This is a genomic window from Agrobacterium sp. CNPSo 2736 (assembly GCF_004005385.1).
Lineage (GTDB): Bacteria > Pseudomonadota > Alphaproteobacteria > Rhizobiales > Rhizobiaceae > Agrobacterium > Agrobacterium leguminum.
Genome location: NZ_RZTX01000008.1, coordinates 1 through 19,735 on the forward strand (window position 1 = coordinate 1; position 19,735 = coordinate 19,735).

20 protein-coding genes and 1 pseudogene are annotated in these 19,735 nt (G+C 58.4%); 18 read left to right on the plus strand and 3 right to left on the minus strand.

From position 1 onward, the window contains the following. Positions 1-619: 619 nt before the first annotated feature. Both EM858_RS14735 and EM858_RS14740 read right to left on the minus strand, forming a co-directional pair. Positions 620-1,873, minus strand: coding sequence for a type II toxin-antitoxin system HipA family toxin (locus EM858_RS14735; RefSeq protein ID WP_127757067.1), 1,254 nt, complete (start codon positions 1,871-1,873; stop codon positions 620-622). Next, positions 1,870-2,181, minus strand: a complete 312-nt coding sequence (locus tag EM858_RS14740) for a helix-turn-helix transcriptional regulator (RefSeq protein WP_245482999.1) — start codon at positions 2,179-2,181, stop codon at positions 1,870-1,872. The genes EM858_RS14735 and EM858_RS14740 overlap by 4 nt, the downstream gene beginning before the upstream one ends. Positions 2,182-2,557: 376 nt before the next feature. On the opposite strand from EM858_RS14740, the gene EM858_RS14745 reads away from it, so the two are divergent. From EM858_RS14745 to EM858_RS27405, 9 genes and pseudogenes are all read left to right on the plus strand, one after another. Continuing rightward, positions 2,558-3,628: a GSU2403 family nucleotidyltransferase fold protein gene (locus EM858_RS14745; RefSeq protein ID WP_127757068.1), complete on the plus strand. Its 1,071-nt coding sequence runs from the start codon at positions 2,558-2,560 to the stop codon at positions 3,626-3,628. 147 nt (positions 3,629-3,775) lie between these two features. Further along, positions 3,776-4,369, plus strand: coding sequence for a hypothetical protein (locus tag EM858_RS14750; RefSeq protein ID WP_205649549.1), 594 nt, complete (start codon positions 3,776-3,778; stop codon positions 4,367-4,369). A gap of 129 nt (positions 4,370-4,498) precedes the next feature. Continuing rightward, the gene (locus tag EM858_RS14755; protein WP_127757069.1) at positions 4,499-5,038 is read left to right on the plus strand and encodes a hypothetical protein; all 540 of its coding nucleotides are present in this window, start codon (positions 4,499-4,501) and stop codon (positions 5,036-5,038) included. Positions 5,039-5,517: 479 nt separating this feature from the next. Beyond that, a complete protein-coding gene (locus tag EM858_RS27400; protein ID WP_164865441.1) occupies positions 5,518-5,910 on the plus strand; it encodes a hypothetical protein in 393 nt (130 codons plus the stop codon). 25 nt (positions 5,911-5,935) lie between these two features. After that, positions 5,936-6,331, plus strand: coding sequence for a hypothetical protein (locus EM858_RS14770; RefSeq protein ID WP_127757071.1), 396 nt, complete (start codon positions 5,936-5,938; stop codon positions 6,329-6,331). A 6-nt stretch (positions 6,332-6,337) separates the two neighbouring features. Continuing rightward, positions 6,338-6,628: a hypothetical protein gene (locus EM858_RS14775; protein ID WP_127757072.1), complete on the plus strand. Its 291-nt coding sequence runs from the start codon at positions 6,338-6,340 to the stop codon at positions 6,626-6,628. Between the two features lie 618 nt (positions 6,629-7,246). Continuing rightward, positions 7,247-7,636: an antitoxin Xre-like helix-turn-helix domain-containing protein gene (locus EM858_RS14780; RefSeq protein WP_080818879.1), complete on the plus strand. Its 390-nt coding sequence runs from the start codon at positions 7,247-7,249 to the stop codon at positions 7,634-7,636. Then, positions 7,633-8,328, plus strand: coding sequence for an RES family NAD+ phosphorylase (locus EM858_RS14785; RefSeq protein ID WP_080818880.1), 696 nt, complete (start codon positions 7,633-7,635; stop codon positions 8,326-8,328). Before EM858_RS14780 ends, EM858_RS14785 begins: the two co-directional genes overlap by 4 nt. Positions 8,329-8,509: 181 nt before the next feature. After that, positions 8,510-8,653, plus strand: a pseudogene (locus EM858_RS27405) (BrnA antitoxin family protein); the annotation flags it as partial. A gap of 44 nt (positions 8,654-8,697) precedes the next feature. On the opposite strand, the gene EM858_RS14795 reads toward EM858_RS27405, so the two are convergent. Continuing rightward, positions 8,698-9,165: an Lrp/AsnC family transcriptional regulator gene (locus EM858_RS14795; RefSeq protein WP_127757074.1), complete on the minus strand. Its 468-nt coding sequence runs from the start codon at positions 9,163-9,165 to the stop codon at positions 8,698-8,700. A gap of 121 nt (positions 9,166-9,286) precedes the next feature. Between EM858_RS14795 and EM858_RS14800 the strand changes: the two genes are divergently transcribed. The 9 genes from EM858_RS14800 to ehuC all read left to right on the plus strand — a co-directional run bounded on the left by EM858_RS14800 (position 9,287) and on the right by ehuC (position 19,730). Beyond that, entirely contained in the window at positions 9,287-10,765 is a 1,479-nt protein-coding gene (locus tag EM858_RS14800) for an NAD-dependent succinate-semialdehyde dehydrogenase (protein WP_127757075.1), read from the plus strand. Positions 10,766-10,778: 13 nt separating this feature from the next. Beyond that, positions 10,779-12,182: an aspartate aminotransferase family protein gene (locus tag EM858_RS14805; protein WP_127757076.1), complete on the plus strand. Its 1,404-nt coding sequence runs from the start codon at positions 10,779-10,781 to the stop codon at positions 12,180-12,182. A 171-nt stretch (positions 12,183-12,353) separates the two neighbouring features. Continuing rightward, complete coding sequence (locus tag EM858_RS14810) at positions 12,354-13,802, plus strand: PLP-dependent aminotransferase family protein (protein WP_127757077.1); 1,449 nt, start codon at positions 12,354-12,356, stop codon at positions 13,800-13,802. Positions 13,803-13,870: 68 nt separating this feature from the next. Further along, complete coding sequence (gene eutB, locus EM858_RS14815; RefSeq protein WP_164865442.1) at positions 13,871-14,890, plus strand: hydroxyectoine utilization dehydratase EutB; 1,020 nt, start codon at positions 13,871-13,873, stop codon at positions 14,888-14,890. Continuing rightward, positions 14,887-15,900 carry an ectoine utilization protein EutC gene (eutC, locus tag EM858_RS14820; protein WP_127757078.1) on the plus strand — a complete coding sequence of 338 codons (1,014 nt, stop codon included), beginning with the start codon at positions 14,887-14,889 and terminating at the stop codon, positions 15,898-15,900. Before eutB ends, eutC begins: the two co-directional genes overlap by 4 nt. Then, on the plus strand, positions 15,897-17,075 hold the full coding sequence (doeA, locus tag EM858_RS14825) for an ectoine hydrolase DoeA (protein ID WP_127757079.1): 1,179 nt from the start codon (positions 15,897-15,899) through the stop codon (positions 17,073-17,075). The genes eutC and doeA overlap by 4 nt, the downstream gene beginning before the upstream one ends. A 4-nt stretch (positions 17,076-17,079) precedes the next feature. Beyond that, positions 17,080-18,093 carry a N(2)-acetyl-L-2,4-diaminobutanoate deacetylase DoeB gene (doeB, locus tag EM858_RS14830; protein ID WP_127757080.1) on the plus strand — a complete coding sequence of 338 codons (1,014 nt, stop codon included), beginning with the start codon at positions 17,080-17,082 and terminating at the stop codon, positions 18,091-18,093. A 59-nt stretch (positions 18,094-18,152) separates the two neighbouring features. Then, positions 18,153-19,004 (plus strand): ectoine/hydroxyectoine ABC transporter substrate-binding protein EhuB, encoded by an 852-nt coding sequence (gene ehuB / locus EM858_RS14835; protein ID WP_127757081.1) that lies wholly within the window; start codon positions 18,153-18,155, stop codon positions 19,002-19,004. Positions 19,005-19,064: 60 nt separating this feature from the next. Next, entirely contained in the window at positions 19,065-19,730 is a 666-nt protein-coding gene (gene ehuC / locus EM858_RS14840) for an ectoine/hydroxyectoine ABC transporter permease subunit EhuC (protein WP_127757082.1), read from the plus strand. Positions 19,731-19,735 lie beyond the last annotated feature (5 nt).

The window sequence follows — 19,735 nt, forward strand, 5'->3', positions numbered from 1 at the left end:
GTTATTATGATCGATCGCCATCAATTTTCATCGCTTTTTTCAGCCCACTTCTCAATCAGATTCCTTCTCGCTCCACCAATAAATAATCCACACCCCATATAAAAACCTATATAACATTATCCAGTTACAAGCGGCTCGAATTGCCTGTCCGCAAAACAAACAAAAATCCGCCAATTAAACTCCCTCCCTCTGTCCTTAATGGTTCGCTTACAATATTTTATATGTTTTACATCACTCCAGCATAAAATATATGTTTAATAATGACCCTTCCGTGTGCCTCAAGTCAATGGCGCGCTGCGATCAATCGGTCGCTCACGTCTATAAGCGGTATTTCATTCCATCATTAAAGTATAAAAATAATAATATATGTATTTGTTGGATTTATGTTAGTAAAATATTCCAAGCATAAATGCCCTGCAAACATGATTGCCGCGCTTCCTGTCGAACGTTCGAAAACTGTTTTGCCAGACGGTGCGATTGTCGAGATCGTTGTGTGGTAGGTGCTCGAACCCGGTAGCCCCACCTGTTCAAGTATCGACTGTTTTATGGCAAGGACGGCAGGCGTATCGTCGGTTTCGACAACGAACGCGGCAAAGGCGATCCATCGAAACATGGGCCTTTAAGCCAGCCGATTACCATTCAAGAACTTGTCGAGTTCAGCGGTCCGGGATCTGGATAACTGAACTTCCTCAGCAAACTCAGGCCAACGGTCTACGGCCGCTCTCACCTGTTCTATAACTTCCCGCGCATCCTGATCTGAAATCGAGGCCCCTCTGGAGACCGCCAGAAGGTGAGACACGCCGGGATTCCTGCCTTCCCCGGCTATTGCGGCGCTGTGCTCTCCACCTGGTCCCGACGAAAAAGTGAGATCGTATGCGGGTGCCAGAGACCAGCGACCATTCCCGTCCATAAGGAAGGCGTGGTTCTTCGCATGGTCGTCGCGATTTCTGGCATAGACATTGAACACCATGTTTCGGAACACCTTCAGGACTTCCGTAGCGTCGCGGGTCATTATGTGAGTAAGCTTGTGCAGTTGCTCATAGTTCACACTCGCTTCACGATGGCTGGCATTCAGCAGGCCGCTTGCCGTGTGCATGTGGAGCCTGCCGACAGGGGTCCTGTCAAAACGTTTCGTCGCAAAAAGCCGTCGTCCTTTCCTGGTCGCCAGCAACAGGGTGTCGGCCATCGTCAGTCCTGCAGCGACGGCCATAAGCGAATAGGCTTTTTCTTCCGCACCGATCTCCCGCGGATCATCGGAACTCGGCGCCTTGACCATCCACCTTTCAAACCCCGGATCCAACCGTTGGCCATAATCCAGAACGCACCTGTTTTCCGCCTGGTTGAAGCCGATCATAATCTTCGGCCGCGCACCAGCGGATCCACCCTGCGCGCCCTGCAAGCTGTCAATATCAGCCACGTCCATTTCAGCCTGCACCAACTCGACCTGATCAGCGAACCAGTCGAGATCGGTGACGGCCTGAGGCTCCTGGTCGTCTGGCAATTCAGGAACATATGAGAGCGCGCCCATTCCCGTTCTGCCCACTGCCGTCAGACGGTCGAGCGGGGTAAGCCGGGTATAGTCGATGCCCGCCCGCTGAAGACGGCGGTCCAGCAACAAACGACCCCAACCATCCGGCAGGCTGTCGTTGAACAGCCCGTGAAGCCCGTCAAATGGATCGCGAGGCGCTGCAATCAATCCAGTGGAGGCCATCATATGGAATGGTGAAACCAAAAGGGGCGCAGCCAGAAACTCCGCCGCGTACTCGAAATACGCCCTCCGTTCCCTGCCGCTCCAGGCAAGCGTCCCGAGCTTTCTCTCATTCCCTTCGAGCTCCAGATAAACGCTCATCTTCTGGATTGACGTGAACTTCATTTACGGCGCACACGCTGCTTGAGAGGACGATCAATGACATCATCGATATTCTGTGGCGGCCGACCTGGAAACAGCCGTTCGAATTCTGCTTCCGCCTCAAGAGCAAAGGCAATTTTCACCAGACTTTCGAGGGAAATTTTGCCGGTTTCCTCAAATAGCCTCAGCGATCCGTAGGAGACATTCGATCTCGCAGCCAATTCGCGCTGGGTCAATCCTTGCTGAATCCGTCGGCGCTTCATTCTGTCCGCCAGGTCCCGGATAACCTCCATAGGAGAAGACATCTTAAATGCCAACATATTATCACCCATGCGTAAATAATACCACTTAATGCCAATATAATAGCACTTAAAAGAAATCGCAACTCACATGCATGCTCAGAAAACTCGGCTTTATAACTCGTGGCGTATTTCCGTATTGATGCCACGGGCGATGGCAATTGATAGCGAACATACAGGTGAAGCAAGGGGTGGCCGTACCGACCATCTACCTCACAGCGAAACTGTCTGGAACTCTCGTGGCCAGCTTCAGGGACAGTGCCCTGACGACCGGTTGCCAAGGTAAATGGAAGCGGTTATAAGGATTTTTTAATTTCCTTATAACGACTGCGCCGGTTATCGTGATTCCGGTTATAAGGAAAATAACAAAACCTTATAATGACGCAAGTCGCCGCAAGGATCGCATGTCTTGAAACAGATTGACCTCTCATACAGGACACTATTCGCGGAACTGGCGCAGCGATCGTTCGATGCGCAGTTCTCCACCGACTTCCCTCATAATGGACGGTTCGTGAACGTCCCAGTTAAAGGCAAGAGCTATTGGTACTTCGAGTATCCGACCCCCGATGGTGACAAGCGGCGCTATGTAGGGCCGGAGGCAGACGCGGAAATAACCGCGAGGGTACACGCCCACAGGGAAGTCAAAGACGACCTCAGGGAGCGGCGTCGGCTCGTTAACGCCCTTACGCGAACTGGTGGCATGGCGGCGCCTGAACGTTTTGCCGGCGAAGTAACGAAAGCTCTTGCAGACGCCGGATTGTTTCGCCTTCGAGCGCTTATCATAGGCTCGGTTGCGTTCAACTGCTATTCAGGGCTTCTCGGGGTTCGCCTCCCAAATGCCGCGCTCCAGACGGGCGACGCCGACTACGCCCAGGATTTTGCAATAAGCTCAGAGGTCGGGGACAGCCTGCCACCAATCCTCGACGTCTTGCATACCGTTGATCCGTCCTTCAGGGCGGTACCACATCAGGTGGACAAGGCGCGTGTGGTCGCCTTCATCAACTCGGACAACTACCGCGTGGAGTTCCTGACGGGGAACCGCGAATCTAACGACCATACGGGCAAGCCGTCACCCATGCCTGCTCTTGGCGGCGCGTCGGCGGAAAACCTTCGCTTTCTGAACTATCTGATCTACGAGCCCGTCAGAACGGTGCTGCTGTACAGGGAAGGCGTCAGCGTCAACGTCCCCACTCCCGAACGCTATGCCGTTCACAAGTTGATTGTCGCGTCTCGCAGGCGCAACGATGCCCTGGGCAGAGCAAAGCGTGACAAGGATCTTCAACAGGCATTCCTGTTGTCAGAGGCCCTGGTGGAAACCCGGCAAGGATATTCGCTGGCCGACGCCTGGAACGAGGCGTGGGAACGCGGTCCCGCATGGCAGGAAGCGATCACTTCAGGACTTGCCATGATGCCGGATAAAGCCAGATTGCCTTTGGCAGTCGCGCTTGGCGTTTCTGCCGCTGATTTGGGAAAAAGATGAGGGCCAACCTTGGTGCAAATCCTCGAACTTCCCGTCCCGCCAAACGGGTTCTATCGACTTCACAACGGCAGTTGCGGTCTCGTCACCTGTTGAACATCCATACCTGCACCTGTTCAGTAACGGGGCATCGTCCCGCTAGCGTGCTAATTGCAAGGTCAGCAGGACACCGACCAGTACAAGAATGTCAGCGGCGCGATCGGCCTCAGTGGCGGTGGGCTGAATTCCGTCGGTTTTTCCTATGAGAAAAAGGACAAGCAGGGCGAGACCCGCACGACGCTTGATGCCTCCGGTGATCTGAACGCCACCATTCGCGATGCGGACAAGGCGGCAGCCGAGCAGATTCTCGCCTCCATCAACAAGGATGCATCGAAGTATCAGGAAATCATCAAGGACAGCTACACCAAACTGTCGGGTGAACTCGATGTTGAAGCCCTGCGGAATCTGAAACGTAATCTCGATTTTGCTCTTCGATACAGCCAGGCGCAGGATGCCGCCGTCCCAGGCTGGATTGCGGCAAAAGAACCGCAGGCTATCGAACAGTATCGTGAGGCAATCCTCTATGGCGGGCGACACCTACCGAAGCCGAAGACCCCTCGTGGCCCGCGCCAATGCGAGAGCGTATCGGCGAGCTTGGGGCGAACGCGTTGCCACCCGGCCAGCCACTATTTTGGCTGGCTTCCGATACCGGGTATCACTCGACTCGGAATATTGACCTTTGCGTCAGTGGCTACGAACCGGTAGGACGGTTGGTGGCAAGTTGGCGCCTTGTTGTGAAACCCTGCGTGTCGGTCATGCAGGACATTTCCAAGCATTGTGATTTCGCGAGAGAGCCACTTGAAGACGCAACAACACAGAGATTACAAGATGCACATGAAACCTGCCGTCGTTTTTTCTTGGTGTGCCGCAATTCTCGCAGCCACCCCCACATATGCTCTTAACGATCAACAAGATCATTTTGGGAGTGCGGTTGTCAGAACCGTAATCGGCGGGAATACTGATGCACCGCCAATGCAAAACGGCGCGTTGATTGCCTTCAAGATTGATCTGCCCACCGACAGAATTGAGTACATCGCTGATGGTCTTCACCGCTTCTCGTTCGGATGTGAAAACCATGGCGAAAAATTTTACTTCACACTCTATCGTCGCACACGGGGGTTGTCTCCAACAGTTCCGGGGGCGGTCACGATCTCTACCGCTTCAAGCTCCATTACCGGGGAGGCTCAAGTCGCGTCGGGAATGGTCGGTAGTTTAGATTTTCCCGACGTTCTAAAGTTACTGCAAGCACTGGCCAAATCTCCAAGCGACATCCGTTTCGATGTCGACGGCGAAATCTATAATTTTCCGACGCATGAGGTTCCAAGCGAAATATACGCCCGCATTCTCAAACAGTGCAGCTTGCCAAACTCATGATTGATTGCTGCCGTTCACGATTTCGTCCCGGGTAGGTAATCATGGGCTCTGCGAAGTCCAGATCCTCACTCGCAGCGGTCACGACTGGAAGCATCGTTTTCCGACCATAAAGACGGCGGCAGAGAGATTGCCCGCTCCCACAACCAACATGACGGCGAAGCCGTCGTCATGGCCACCAAGGGTCGATCAGACTTCCGTCTGCGGCAGGAAGCGCTCGGCCGCCGATCCGGCAAAGCCAACTCGAACGCCGCTATTTTCACGGCCCTTGATCTTCTCTTTTTCGACGGTCGCGATCTGACCTCAATGCCACTGTCATCGCGCCGGCATTTGCTCGAAAAGTTTTTGCACACCAAGGTGCTCGGCATCATGTTTTCCGAGGCCATCGATGCGGACGGTGAGCACTACTCGCTTCCATCCGCGAATTCGGTCTCGAAGGCATCGTCACAAAGCATCGAGGCAGTCACGATCGCTCCGGCCGCTTGGGCGACTGGCTCAAGAACAAATGCGCCCAGAGCGATAGCGTCTTCATCGTCGGCTATGAATCATCCTCAAGCCTGGTCGGAGGGATCGGAACGCTTCTGCTGGCAGCAAATAACGGTGATGAGATCGTCTATGCCGATTCAGTCGGAACAGGCTTCAGGGAAGCGCAGGCCACCAATCTCCGCGTCACCCTCGACAGGCTGAAGCGTAAGCGATCGCCCCTCGCCTGCAACGGCTCCCGTAAGGATATTGTCTGGGCACTGCCAACCATCCTCGCCGAAATCCATTGTCGCGGCTGGACACATGAGGGAAAACTACGGCACGCCTCTTTCAAGGGCGTTCGCGATGTGCAGGATAACACCGATGTCTTTCGGATCGAAGACGTTCTTTAGTTGCTAAGAAGTGAGACGACGAAATATGAAACTCAGAGCCGCAAAACGTCGTCCATGTCTCGTTATGCTTTTTCTGTTTCTACCGGTTGGAACAATAGCTGCTCAGGAACTGACGGAAGGACAGCGTGAGGAAGCTGCGTTGCTCGACGTCTTTCAGGCCAAAGGCTTTTCAGGTGGTGAGGCGGCTCACATGCGAGATATTGGAATCTTGATGTTCATGAACCGTTTCTGCGGAGAGGACCACACATCGGCAGCCTATGTCAGAAGAATTTTCAAGAACGAGAATGATTTTAAAGTATACGGCGACAGGGCGGACGACTATTGGACGAGCGCCGACCAATATGCGTCTTTGCTCGTCAGATATGCGGACAGTGGTCGACGACAGGAAATCTGCGCGATGCTCCCGAAGCCCGCAAAATGAAGCTGTATGTACATGAATTCGAAATGCGCCGAACAAGCAGCTTACACGGAGTTTCTGGCCGAGGTCTCTCCATTCCTTGATCCTCACACGGTGCGAGATGCTGCCATTTTCGATTACGGGCAATGGGAATTGCCATTTGAAGCAGTTTTAATTGCCATTATGGACAAGCCGAGAAATCAGGTGAGGTTTGATTTCACCCGCGCCGCTGTGTTGGCTGAAGCCGCAAATATAGTGATCGAAGGAGTATTAGATCCGGCGACCTGGCAAAAATTTGTGTCGTGGAACGAGAAGCGGTGACAATCGCCGCGGCGCCGTGGAGGCGGCGCGTCTGCGGCCGGAGTGAGCGCCAGCGACGGGGACCGACGGAGGAAACCAGCGCTCCCAAGTAGCGCCGTAGGGTTTTCCGGAACCGGCGGAACCCTTTATAAAAATCAGTCATATCCTAAAAACGCGGTCCCGTATCATTTGGGAAGCTTTGTCGCCGCACCTCGTAGGATTCTTTCCGCTGCCTTGACTACACTTTCGTCTTGATCTTTGGCCTGTGTCTTCAACCATTCAACTGTGGTCTTTTCCAAATAGAGAGAAAGGCGCTCCAGTCCTTCGGGAAGGTGCGCCTTTCTTGTGCCAGGACGTGATGCCCCAAACTCGATCAAATCAGGATATATCAATACGGCAATGCCACATGCGGCCGTGCCCAGACGATCGCGAATTGCTTCAAAACTCCGAGTACCCAATTGCTGAGTATTCGTAAGCCAACCATTCCGGCGAGCGCGCGCGTTGCTCTTCTTGTCCAGGACGCAATATCGAAGCAAGAGAAGGCTCTTGCAGCGGGAGCCACTTCACGACCAAATATCAGACCAAATGATCTTTACTTTCAGATCATATGGCCTATATTGCGAATGTCAGGAGGCCACTATGCAAATCGCCGCTAAGCCCCGCAAACCCGCGGAACTCAATGCCGTTGCACTCAAGGCCTATGCCAAGGTCACCGATGCGTGGTCGCTGAGCCTCAGGGAAGCAGCGGGCCTCGCCGACATGTCGGAGAGCACATGGAAGCGCGCGCGCAAACCGGGGTTTACCGGCGAATTGACGAAGGACCAGTTGCTGCGCCTCAGTGCCCTGATCGGGATCTACAAGTCGCTCGAACTCTACTTCTCTGAGCAACTCTCCAGAAGCTGGTTCACGCGCCCGAACATGGGCCCTCTTTTCAGCGGCGCGCGGCCGGTCGACACCGCCATCGATGGCGGCCTTCCGCAAATTCTGGCGATCCGAACCTATCTCGACGCGCTGCGGGGCGGCGCATGAGGAAAACCGAACTGTCGGTTCGAGGACTGGTCCGCCTGCTACCCGCAACCTACCACAAGCCGCCGGCGCTTCGCGGTCTGGTCGACAGCGACGAGGAACTGGAGGTCCTGGCCGAGATCGAAGGGTTGACCAGCGCCCGGTTGCTCGCCGAGCGCGGCCGCAATCCGCATCTCGATCCGCGAGAGCTTGCCTGGCGGCGGCGCAACCGTGATCTCAGGATCTACGGCGACACGCACGTCAATGCGGCCTTCACCTATACGCGGGTAGGCGGCAACCGCTTCAACTCCGAAGATCGCGGTGCATGGTATTGTGCCTGGGACGTGATGGTATCGGTCGCGGAGGTCGCATGGCACAGAACCCGCGAACTCCGTTTCACCGGCTCGTTCCATGACAGCGCCCGCTATGTCGAACTGATCTCCGACTTTATCGGAGAATTCGATGACCTGACCGATGAACCCGAACACGCCGCGCTCAACCCAGACCCAGAGGTCGGCTATCTCGAGGGACAGGAACTGGCTGCCCGGTTGCGAAGAGATGGAAGCCGCGGCCTCATCTATCCCTCCGTCCGTGCGCTCGGCGGAAACTGCCTGGTTTGTTTCGATCCGGGGGCTGTCCAGAACGTCCGGCCCGGCGCGTCCTGGGATCTTATCTGGCAAGGCACGCCGGACTATTCGATCGTCGCCATCTCGTAACAGCGACGACGCACAAGTTTCTGCGAGATGGTCGACTGCCGGTTACAACATCACCCACTCATCTTCGGCAATGAACCCACCAATCTGGCGTTTCCAGAGGCGCGCAAACAGTCCGTCCTGTGTTGATTATCGCACGAATTTGACCCACTTTTTCATTTCGGAGCGATCCGCCCACACCGCCAAAAAGAGGCTTCCAGCCAACACCAAGGAGCTTGTATCATTGAAGATCGACAGCGATGTCCTCGCGCATTTTCAGGCGGGCGGTCAGGGCTGGCAAGAACGCATCAACGACACCTTGCGAGCCGCAATGAATGTGTCCAATTAAGCCCTTGAGGGGATGGAACCCATGACCCTGGCGGGGCCATCCGATTACGGGTCGATCGGAAAGACGAAGCCGGCCTTGACGCGGTCCATGACGACCATCGTCTTGAACCCCTTGATATCGTGGTTCTCGTAAAAGAACCGGCGGGTGAAGACCTCGTAGTCCTCCATGTCCTTGGCCGTGATCACCAGGATGAAATCGGCATCGCCCGTTACGTAATAACCGATCATGACTTCCCGCGTGGCGCGAATGGCGGCTTTGAAACGGTCGACAATATCGGCCCTTTCCCGCTCCAACGAGACGAGAACGATCATGGTGATGCCACGTCCGACGGCCTTGGGCGAAACGATTGCCACATCGGCTTCGATCACCCCCTCATCACGCAGGCGCTTCAACCGACGCTGGCACGCGGTTGGCGACAGGTTGACGATTTTCGCCAGCTCTTCCGATGTCAGGCGATTGTTCTTCTGCACGGCGTCAAGCAGCGCCCGGTCGGCTCGGTCAATCTGGGTCATGCGGGATTCCTGCATTTGGATGTCGAATTAAGCATTATTCCTGCGTCGAAGCGCGCTTAAACGCCGCCGATCAATCATGCAGCGCAGTTAAGCTTCTGGCAAATGAAAAGGGAACTTGCCGATGGAAGCTATCGCCAGCGCAGCGCTTAAAAACCTTCACCGACCGGAGCTGATCGAGCATCGTGCCTTTCTGGATGGGCAATGGGTGGCGCGTAAGGAGACGCTGGGCGTTGTCGATCCGGCAAGCGGAGATCACCTGCTCGATGTCTCTTCCTGCTCCCTGAACGACGTGGACGCCGCAGTCGAGGCCGCCGGCAGAGCATTTCTCCGGTGGCGGGACATGCTGCCCGTCAAACGCGGCGATATCCTGCGGACATGGGGCCGGCTGATGCGTGACAATGCCCGCGACCTCGCGACCATCATCAGCGCCGAACAGGGAAAGCCGCTTGCGGAATCGCTCGGCGAAATTTCCTATGCTGCCGCCTTTCTCGACTGGTTTGCGAGCGAAGGCGAAAGATCCTATGGCGAGACAATTCCAAGCCACCTCAAAGGCGGCAATCTTTCCGTGCGGATGCAGCCGATCGGCGTCACGGTGGCCATCACGCCCTGGAATTTCCCCTCAGCCATGATCGCCCGCAAGGCCGGCGCGGCCCTTGCTGCCGGTTGCACGATGATCGTCAAACCGGCACCGGAAACGCCGCTTTCGGCCCTGGCACTGGCAAAACTGGCGCAGGAGGCGGGCATGCCGGCCGGCGTGTTACAGGTTCTGCCGGGTGAAGCCGCACCGCTCGCGCGCCGCCTGCTGGAGCATACCGAGGTACGGGCATTTTCCTTCACCGGCTCGACGGAGGTGGGACGGCTCCTCCTCACGCAATCGGCGGCGACCATCAAAAAAGCCTCGCTGGAACTTGGCGGCCACGCACCCTTCATCGTCTTCGCCGATGCGGACCTTTCCCAGACCGTGAAGGGCTGCCTCGCCGCCAAATTCGCCACATCGGGACAGGATTGCCTCGCGGCAAACCGCATCTATGTTCAACGCGGGCTTTATGACCGTTTCATTGAGCGGTTTGCCGATGCGACCTCCAGACTGACCGTCGGCCATGGCCTTGAACCCGGTATCGACATCGGGCCGATGACCCGCCCATCCGTCGCCGAGAAGTGCCGTCAGCAGATTGCGCAGGCGCTCTCTTCCGGCGCGCGTCTCGTCTGCGGCGGGCAGGACAGCCCGCTCGGCGGCAATTTCGTCACCCCCACCGTGCTGGCCGATGTGACCGAGGACATGCTGATCGGGCGCGAAGAAACCTTCGGTCCGGTCGCCGCCATTCTGCCCTTCGCTGACGAGCGGGAGGTGGTCCGCCGCGCCAATGCCACGGAGATGGGGCTTGCGGCCTATGTCTACACCAACGATCTCGGCCGGGCGATGCGCCTGACGGACCAGCTGGAATACGGCATGGTTGCCGTCAACACGCCGAAATTCACCGGCGCGCCCATTCCATTCGGTGGCTGGAAACAATCCGGCCTTGGTCGCGAGGGCTCGCGTCATGGCCTCATGGAATATCTCGAACCCAAATATGTCTGCTTCGGCAACCTGGCTGCCTGAAAGGAACTCGCCTATGACCATCGACATCAAAAATATCGCGGAAATGGATCGAAATGCGGTTCTGCATCCCTTCACGCAGCTGAAGGATTTCGCCAGCGGCAAACTCGGTGAACCGACCATCGTCGAAACCGGCAAGGGCATCCGCATTCAGGACGCGCATGGCAAGCAGCTGATCGATGGCTTTGCCGGTCTTTATTGCGTCAATGTCGGTTATGGCCGCACCGAAGTGGCGGAAGCCATCTCCCGTCAGGCCTATCGGCTTGCCTATTACCATTCTTACGCCGCCCACACGACGGACGAACTGGCGATCCTTTCCGACCGGCTGGTGAAGATGGCACCCGGCAAGATGAGCAAGGTCTTTTACGGCATGTCGGGCTCGGACGCCAATGAGACCCAGGCGAAGCTCGTCTGGTATTACAACAACCTGCGCGGCAAGCCGCAGAAGAAAAAAATCATCTCCCGCGAAAGGGGATATCACGGCTGCAGCGTGGTTTCCGGCTCCATGACCGGCATGAGTTTTTATCACGACCACATGGACCTGCCCCGCGCCGGCGTGCTGCACACCGGCGTTCCGCACCATTACTGGGGCGCGGAGGCCGGTGAAACCGAGCTGGAATTCTCCAAGCGGCGCGCCGACGAACTGGAAGCGCTCATCCTGCGCGAAGGCCCTGACACGGTAGGCGCCTTCATTGCCGAACCGGTGCTCGGCACGGGCGGCATCACGCCGCCGCCGGAAGGCTACTGGCCGGCGATACAGGATGTTCTCAAAAAATACGATGTCCTGTTGATTGCCGATGAGGTGATTACCGGCTTCGGGCGTACAGGCTCCATGTTCGGCTCGCAGCATTACGGTATCGAGCCGGATTTGATCACCGTCGCCAAGGGTCTGACATCGGCCTATTTCCCGCTCTCCGGCGCCATCGTGGGGGAGAAAGTCTACAGGGTGATGGAGGAAGGGGCCGATCGCGTCGGCGCATTCTCCCACGGCTACACCTATTCCGGCCACCCGATCGGCGCGGCTGCGGCAAATGCCGTGCTGGACATCGTCGAAAAGGAAGACCTGCCCGGCAATGCGCGGGCCGTCGGCAGCTATTTTCAGGAGCAGTTGAAGGCGAAGTTCGCGCAGCTTCCAATCGTTGGAGAGGTGCGCGGCGTAGGCCTGATGGGCGCCATCGAATTCGTGGCGGATCGTGAAAAGAAGACGCGTTTTGCCCCTCATCTCACGGTCGGTGCGCGCGTTTCGAAGGCTGCCCGCAACGGCGGCCTTATTGCGCGCGCCATGCCGCATGGCGATATTCTGGGCTTTGCACCGCCGCTCGTCACAACGAAGGCGGAGGTGGATGAAATCATCGCCATCGCCGAAGCGGCCGTGCGCAGCGTCATGGACGATCTGGTGCGGGCTGGCGAGAAAATCTGATCGCCAGCCTTGGCGTTTAACGGTCACAGCTGCTGCCCATTCTGACAGCAATGACATGACAACTGCGCCTATTTGCGGCGCAGTTGTCATCTGCGCTGCATAAGGCTTCATCTTTTCGCAGAAGCATGCATAATGTCATGAAATTACCTTCGTCGAAAACGAGACAATTTCATGCGTCGTCAAGCCAATCCGCTCAGCTCCGATCCGGTTTCCGCAAGCAAACCGGTGGCGTGGCGGCCGACTCTCGCCAAGCAGAAAGGCGAAACGAAACATTCCGCACTGACGGAACGCATCATTGCCGATATCGACGCCGGCGTCCTGAAGCCGATGGACCGTATGCCGACCCACCGCGATCTCGCCCGCGAACTCGGCCTTTCGGTCCAGACCGTCAGCCTCTCCTACAAGGAGGCCGAGCGGCTGGGTTATCTCAGCGGCGAAATCGGCCGCGGCACCTTTGTGAAGACGCGGGTGACGGACCGCGCGGGCCGTATGATGCTCGATCACAGCCCGACCGAGGTACTCGATCTCTCCATCATTCGCGGCGTTTATCTCGACGACCATGAAAACGCCTCGCGCGCTATCCTCCGCGAATTGGCCGATGGCGACAATTCGGGCTTCATGCGCCCCTGCCGGCCGGTAGCGGGCCTCGACAGCCATCGAGAAACCGCCCGGATCTGGCTTGGCATGATGGGCGTGACCGCCGGCGCGGAGCGTATTCTCGTCACCAATGGTGCTGCGCACGGCATTTTCCTTGCCCTGAGCTGCATTATCCGCTCGAACGACGTGGTCCTCTGCGAGAACCTCACCGACCACGGCATTATCGGCCTGTCGAACATTCTGGGCTTCAGCCTCAAGGGCCTGCCGACCGACGAAGAAGGCATTCTGCCGGACGCGCTGGAGGCCGCCTGTGCAGCCGGTGGCGTCAGGGCGGTGGTGCTCATTCCCACCCTCAACAATCCCACCGGACATGTTTCCGGTGCTGCACGCAGACGGGCGATTGCCGCGATTGCTGAACGGTACGGCGTCTTTGTCATCGAGGACGAAGTCTATCGCCCGATCATCGAGGATGACCTGCCATCCATCACCGAAATGCTGCCCGATCTGGGCTTTTTCGTCACCAGCTTTACCAAGACGGTCCTGACCGGGCTGCGCGTCGGTTATCTCGTCGTGCCGCCCGCCTACTCCATCCGGGCCGCCTCCATCCTGCGTGTATCGAGCTGGAGCGGAACCTATCTCACGGCCGAAATCGCCACGCGCTGGGTCGAAAACGGCACCGCGCGGCGGCTGCTGGATGTCCAGCGCACCGAAGTGCGTGCGCGGCAAAAGATCGCCACGGACATATTGGGCGACCATATCGCCTCCAGCCACCCCCTCTCCTTCTGCGCCTGGCTGAAGGTTCCACCGCGCTGGACGGAAGACGGCCTGGTGCGCGCGCTCACAAACCAGAACGTCGCGGTCACGCCGTCGGAACCATTCATTGCCGGCCCCGGCCATGGCGGCGGCATCCGCATATGCCTCGGCGGTCGCCTCAATCACTCAAGCCTCGTCAAAGCCTTGACCACCGTGCGGCAGACCTTCGAGCAACTGCCGCCGGTCTACGATATCGGTTCAATCGGCTGAGGCAGCTGCCCGAAAATCATTGAATCATTACAATATAATAATTGACATGATTTTACTTCGCTCTCAACATGACAATCATGAAGAGCGAAAACCTGTCCATATCTGCCGATAAAAACCTGCTTCCGGTCTCACTGGCCGCGATAGAGCGGGCGGCGGTGCGGCTTGCCGGACAGGTGGAGCGAACACCGCTTGTTCGCTCGGACAATCTGTCAGAACGCTGTGGTCATCCCGTTCATCTCAAACTTGAAACCCTTCAGCCCATCGGCGCCTTCAAACTGCGCGGCGCGATGAACGCTATCCTCTCGCTTGACGAGGAGGCACGCAGGCGCGGCCTCGTCACCGCCTCGACAGGCAATCACGGCCGGGCCGTGGCCTATGCGGCCCGCAAGCTCGGAATTCCCGCCACGATCTGCATGTCGGCGCTCGTACCGGCGAACAAGGTTGAGGCGATCCGCGCGCTCAGTGCGGAGATCCGGATCGTCGGCAGGTCACAGGATGACGCGCAGGAGGAAGCGGAGCGCCTGACTGCAAGCCGTGGCCTGACCGCTATCCCTCCGTTCGATGATGCTGACGTCGTGGCCGGTCAAGGCACGATCGGTCTCGAGGTTGTCGAAGACATGCCGGGACTGGCGACGGTGCTCGTTCCTCTTTCCGGCGGCGGGCTTGCGGGCGGCATCGCCGTTGCGGTGAAGGCGCTGAAACCACGGGTACGGGTCATCGGCATTTCCATGGAGCGGGGTGCGGCCATGCAGGCGTCGGTCGCAGCCGGCCGGCCCGTCGCCGTCCGGGAGGAAGAAACGCTGGCGGATTCGCTGGGCGGCGGGATTGGACTGGAGAACCGCGTGACATTCGCGCTTTGCCAGCAACTCCTCGATGAGATCGTGCTGGTTTCCGAAGACGAGATCGCAGCCGGCATCCGCCATGCGGCGCGCGAAGAAGGCTTGACGGTGGAGGGCGCGGGCGCCGTTGGTTTCGCTGCCATCCTGTCCGGCAAGATCGACATCAGCGGCCCGACCGCCATCATCGTGTCGGGCGGAAATATCGATCCGGCGGTGCACAGGGCGATCATCGACGGGGGAGCCGCATGAGCCGCATCACCATCCTGACCGAAAAAGACCTGCGGGCTGTCGTGAAGCTCGACCTTTCCGCTGTCGATTGCGTGGAGCGGGCCTTTGCGGCGCTCGCAACGCAAGCCGTTGCCATGCCGCCGATCCTGCGGCTCGATATTCCGGAGTTTCGTGGCGAAGTGGATGTGAAGACGGCCTATGTGCCGGGCTTTGACGGTTTCGCCATCAAGGTCAGCCCCGGTTTCTTCGACAATCCGAAACTCGGTCTGCCCAGCCTCAATGGCCTGATGATCCTCTTCAGCGCAAAGACCGGACTGGTGGAGACCCTTCTCCTCGATAACGGCTATCTTACCGATGTACGAACCGCCGCGGCCGGTGCTGTCGCGGCGCGGCATCTGGCCCGCAAGGACGCGTCCGTCGCCGCGATCTTCGGGGCGGGCATGCAGGCGCGTTTGCAGCTTGAAGCCCTGATGCTGGTGCGCCCGATCAGATCGGCGCGGATATGGGCGCGCGACCATGACAAGGCCAAGAGACTTGCGGGCGATTTCGCCAGCGAACACGGCATAGAAGTCACCGCCATGGCCGATCCACAGGCTACAGCGCAGGGCGCCGATATCATCGTGACAACGACACCCGCCGAAAAGCCGATCCTGTTTGCCGACTGGCTGGAAGAAGGCCAGCATCTGACAGCCATGGGATCGGATGCCGAACACAAGAACGAGATCGATCCGACCGTATTCGCCAGAGCGCGCTATGTCGCAGACCGCATCTCGCAAACCCGCATTCTCGGTGAGTTGCATCATGCCATCGCCGCAGGCCACGCCGCATCGGATCAACACTTCGCCGAACTTGGGGACGTCATTGCCGGCAAGGTGCAGGGCCGTGTTTCGAACAAGGACATCACCTTTGCCGATTTGACCGGCACCGGCGTGCAGGACACGGCCATCGCCAATCTCGCCTTTGCCCGCGCAAGGGAAGCCAAGAGCGGTCAAACCATCGAAAACAGCATAAAAATGGGAGACGCAGCGTGAGCGTAACGCTGAACTTTACGCGCGAGGAATATGCCGCGCGCCTGTCCAAAACCCGCAATGCCATGGAAAAGGCGGGCATCGACCTTCTGGTCGTCACCGACCCGTCCAACATGCATTGGCTGACAGGTTATGACGGCTGGTCCTTCTATGTGCATCAATGCGTGCTGGTGCCGCCGGAGGGCGAGCCGATCTGGTACGGTCGCAAGCAGGATGCCAACGGCGCCAGGCGCACAGCCTATCTCGCCCACGACAATATCGTCGGCTATCCGGATCATTACGTTCAATCGACCGAACGGCACCCGATGGATCTGTTGTCTGAGATCATCGAAGAGCGCGGCTGGTCCGGCCTGACGGTCGGCGTCGAGATGGATAATTATTATTTCTCGGCCGCCGCCTTCGCGTCTCTGCAGAAACATCTGCCGAACGCCCGTTTCAAGGATGCCGCCGGTCTCGTGAACTGGCAGCGCGCGGTGAAGAGCCCGACCGAACTCGACTATATGCGCAAGGCCGGCAAGATCGTCGAGCTGATGCACAAGCGTATCGTCGATGTCGTTGAGCCGGGCATGCGCAAATGCGATCTCGTGGCCGAAATATACGATGCCGGTATTCGTGGAACCGCCGAATTCGGCGGCGACTATCCCGCCATCGTGCCGCTGCTTCCTTCGGGTGCAGACGCGTCCGCGCCACACCTGACATGGGACGACAAGCCGATGCGCTCAGGCGAAGGGACTTTCTTCGAAATCGCCGGCGCTTATCGCCGTTATCATTGCCCGCTGTCGCGCACCGTCTTTCTCGGCAAGCCGACACAGGCGTTTCTCGATGCGGAAAAGGCAACGCTTGAAGGCATGGAAGCCGGTCTTTCCGCAGCGAAGCCGGGCAACAGCTGCGAGGACATCGCCAATGCCTTTTTCGCCGTCCTGAAAAAATACGGGATCATCAAGGACAACCGCACCGGCTATCCGATCGGCCTCTCCTATCCGCCGGACTGGGGCGAGCGCACCATGAGCCTTCGCCCGGGCGACCGCACGGAGCTGAAACCCGGCATGACATTCCATTTCATGACCGGACTGTGGCTAGAAGACATGGGCCTCGAAATCACCGAAAGCATCGCCATCACTGAAACCGGTGTCGAATGCCTTTCCAATGTGCCGCGGCAACTCTTCGTGAAAGGCTGAGACGATGTTGAAGACCGCGCTTCGCCCCTCACCGATCACGCCCACCGTCGATTTTGACGCGAAGGGCGTGCAGCACGGTCATCTGCGGCTGCCATACAGCCGCGATGACAGCGCCTGGGGCTCGGTGATGATCCCGATCTGCGTCATCGCCAATGGCGAAGGGCCGACAGCGCTTTTGACCGGCGCCAATCATGGCGACGAATATGAGGGACCGGCAGCACTCTTCGAACTCGCCCACACGCTCGATCCGGCAGACGTGAACGGGCGCGTCATCATCGTGCCGGCGCTCAACTATCCGGCCTTTCGAGCGGGAACACGCACCTCGCCCATCGACCGGGGAAACCTGAACCGCAGTTTTCCCGGCCGCCCTGACGGCACGGTGACGGAGAAGATCGCCGACTACGTGACCCGCCATCTGATACCGCTTGCGGAAATCGTTCTCGATTTCCATTCCGGCGGCAGGACGCTTGATTTCCTGCCTTATGCCGCAGCCCACGAATTGCCCGACAAGACGCAGGAGGCCCGGTGTTTTGAAGGGGTGGCGGCTTTTGCTGCCCCCTATTCGATGAAGATGCTGGAAATCGATGCCGTCGGTATGCTCGACACGACAGTGGAGGAGATGGGCAAGGTCTTCGTCACCACCGAACTCGGCGGAGCCGGCACGGCGAGCGCAAAATCGATCGACATTGCCCGGAAAGGCACCGTCAATCTGCTGCGCCATGCCGGCATCCTCGCCGGCGCACCGGCGCCTGCTCCAAGCCGCTGGCTGGACATGCCATCCAGCGATTGCTTCACCTTTGCCGAAGACGACGGGCTTGTCGCCTTTGTCCGCGATCTGGGAGATGCGGTCACGGCGGGTGAAACAATCGCCCGGGTTTATCCCGTCGGCAAAACCGGCCTCGCGCCGGTCGATTACCGCGCCTCCATCAATGGCGTGCTTGCCGCGCGCCATGTTCCAGGCCTCATCAAGGCCGGCGACTGCCTTTCCGTCATCGCCACGGTCACGGAGAATACCTAGCCAAAAATCATCGTGAGATCCGAAAACGGACCACGTAACCCAACCAGAGGAGTAAGAACATGCGTATGACCAGACTTGCCGGGCTTTCCGCCCTCGCGCTTACCATCGGCGTGACATCCGCCAGCGCCCTGACTGTCGAGGAAGTCAAAAGCCAGGGCTATATCCGCGCCGCCACGGCCAATGAAGTGCCCTATTCCTACATGCAGCCCGACGGCACCTCCGCCGGTATCGGTCCCGATGTGGCCAATGCGGTTCTGAAATCGATGGGCATCGAGGAGGTCAACTGGACGGTGACGCCCTTCAGCACGCTGATCCCCGGCCTCAAGGCCCGTCGCTTCGATTTTGCGGCCGCCGAACAGAACATCTCGCCCGAGCGCTGCAAGCAGGTCGCCTTCACCGAACCGAACTCGTCCTATGGCGAAGGCCTGCTGGTGAAGAAGGGCAATCCGAAAAAGCTCACCACCTATGCCGATATCGCCAAGGACCCCTCGCTGAAGGTGGCCGTCGTGTCGGGCGCCAACAATGTCGACTTCCTGCGGGCGGTCGGCGTCAAGGAAGAACAGATCGTTTTCATCCCGGCCAACGCCGATGCCATTCCGACCGTCCAGAGCCGCGCCGATGCTTATGCAGCGACGGAGCTGACGGTTTCGGAACTCGCCAAGGGGCAGGCCAATGTCGAGCAGGTCAAGCCTTTCACCGACCCCGTCGTGAAGGATGCGCCAGTGCGCAATTACGGCGGTTTCGCTTTCCGGCCGGAAGACAAGGAGCTGCGTGACGCCTTCAACGCAGCACTCGTCGAATTCCGCAAGACCGACGATTACAAGAAAATCCTCGCCAAATACGGCCTGTCCGAACAGAGTATTGCGGCGGCGGCCGAAAAGAAGGTCGCCGATCTCTGCGCCGGCAAATAATGCCAGCCGGCGCCCGGCCATAACCGGGCGCCGTTCCTCGGGAATTCGGGAAAACGCCAGATGGACATGACCGCCTATCTGCCGATGTTGTGGCAAGGCGCCATCGTCACCATGACGATTACGCTCGCAGCCCTTGTCGTCGGCACGGTGCTCGCCTTTTTCTTCGGCATTCTGCGCGTCGAGGGTGGACCGATCCTGTCGACCGTCGCGCTTTGTTACACGGAAGTGTTCCGCGGCACCTCGCTGCTGGTGCAGCTTTTCTGGTTCTATTACGCGCTGCCGCTGGTCGGGCTGAGTTTCGATCCGATCACCACCGGCGTGCTGGTGCTTGCCGCCCATGCCGGCGGTTACGGGGCGGAAATCGTTCGCGGCGCGCTGTCCTCCGTCTCGGTACAGCAGCTGGAAGCCGCACGAGCGCTGAACTTCACGCGGAAGCAGACGCTGTTTCGCATCTCGCTGCCGCAGGCCGTTGTCGAGATGATGCCGGCCTTCGGCAATCTCGCCATCGAAACGCTGAAGCTTTCCTCGCTCGTGTCGCTGATCTCGATTGCCGACCTCACCTTTGCGGCACAGTCGATCCGCAACCTGACGCTGGACAGCGCCAGCATCTATTCGATCACGCTGCTTTGTTATTTCGCGATGTCGCTGATCCTGATGGTCGTCATCCGGGTGATCGAACGCTTCGTGCGGCGCGGCAACGTCTTCCCGCGCACCCGCCATTCGTAAGGATA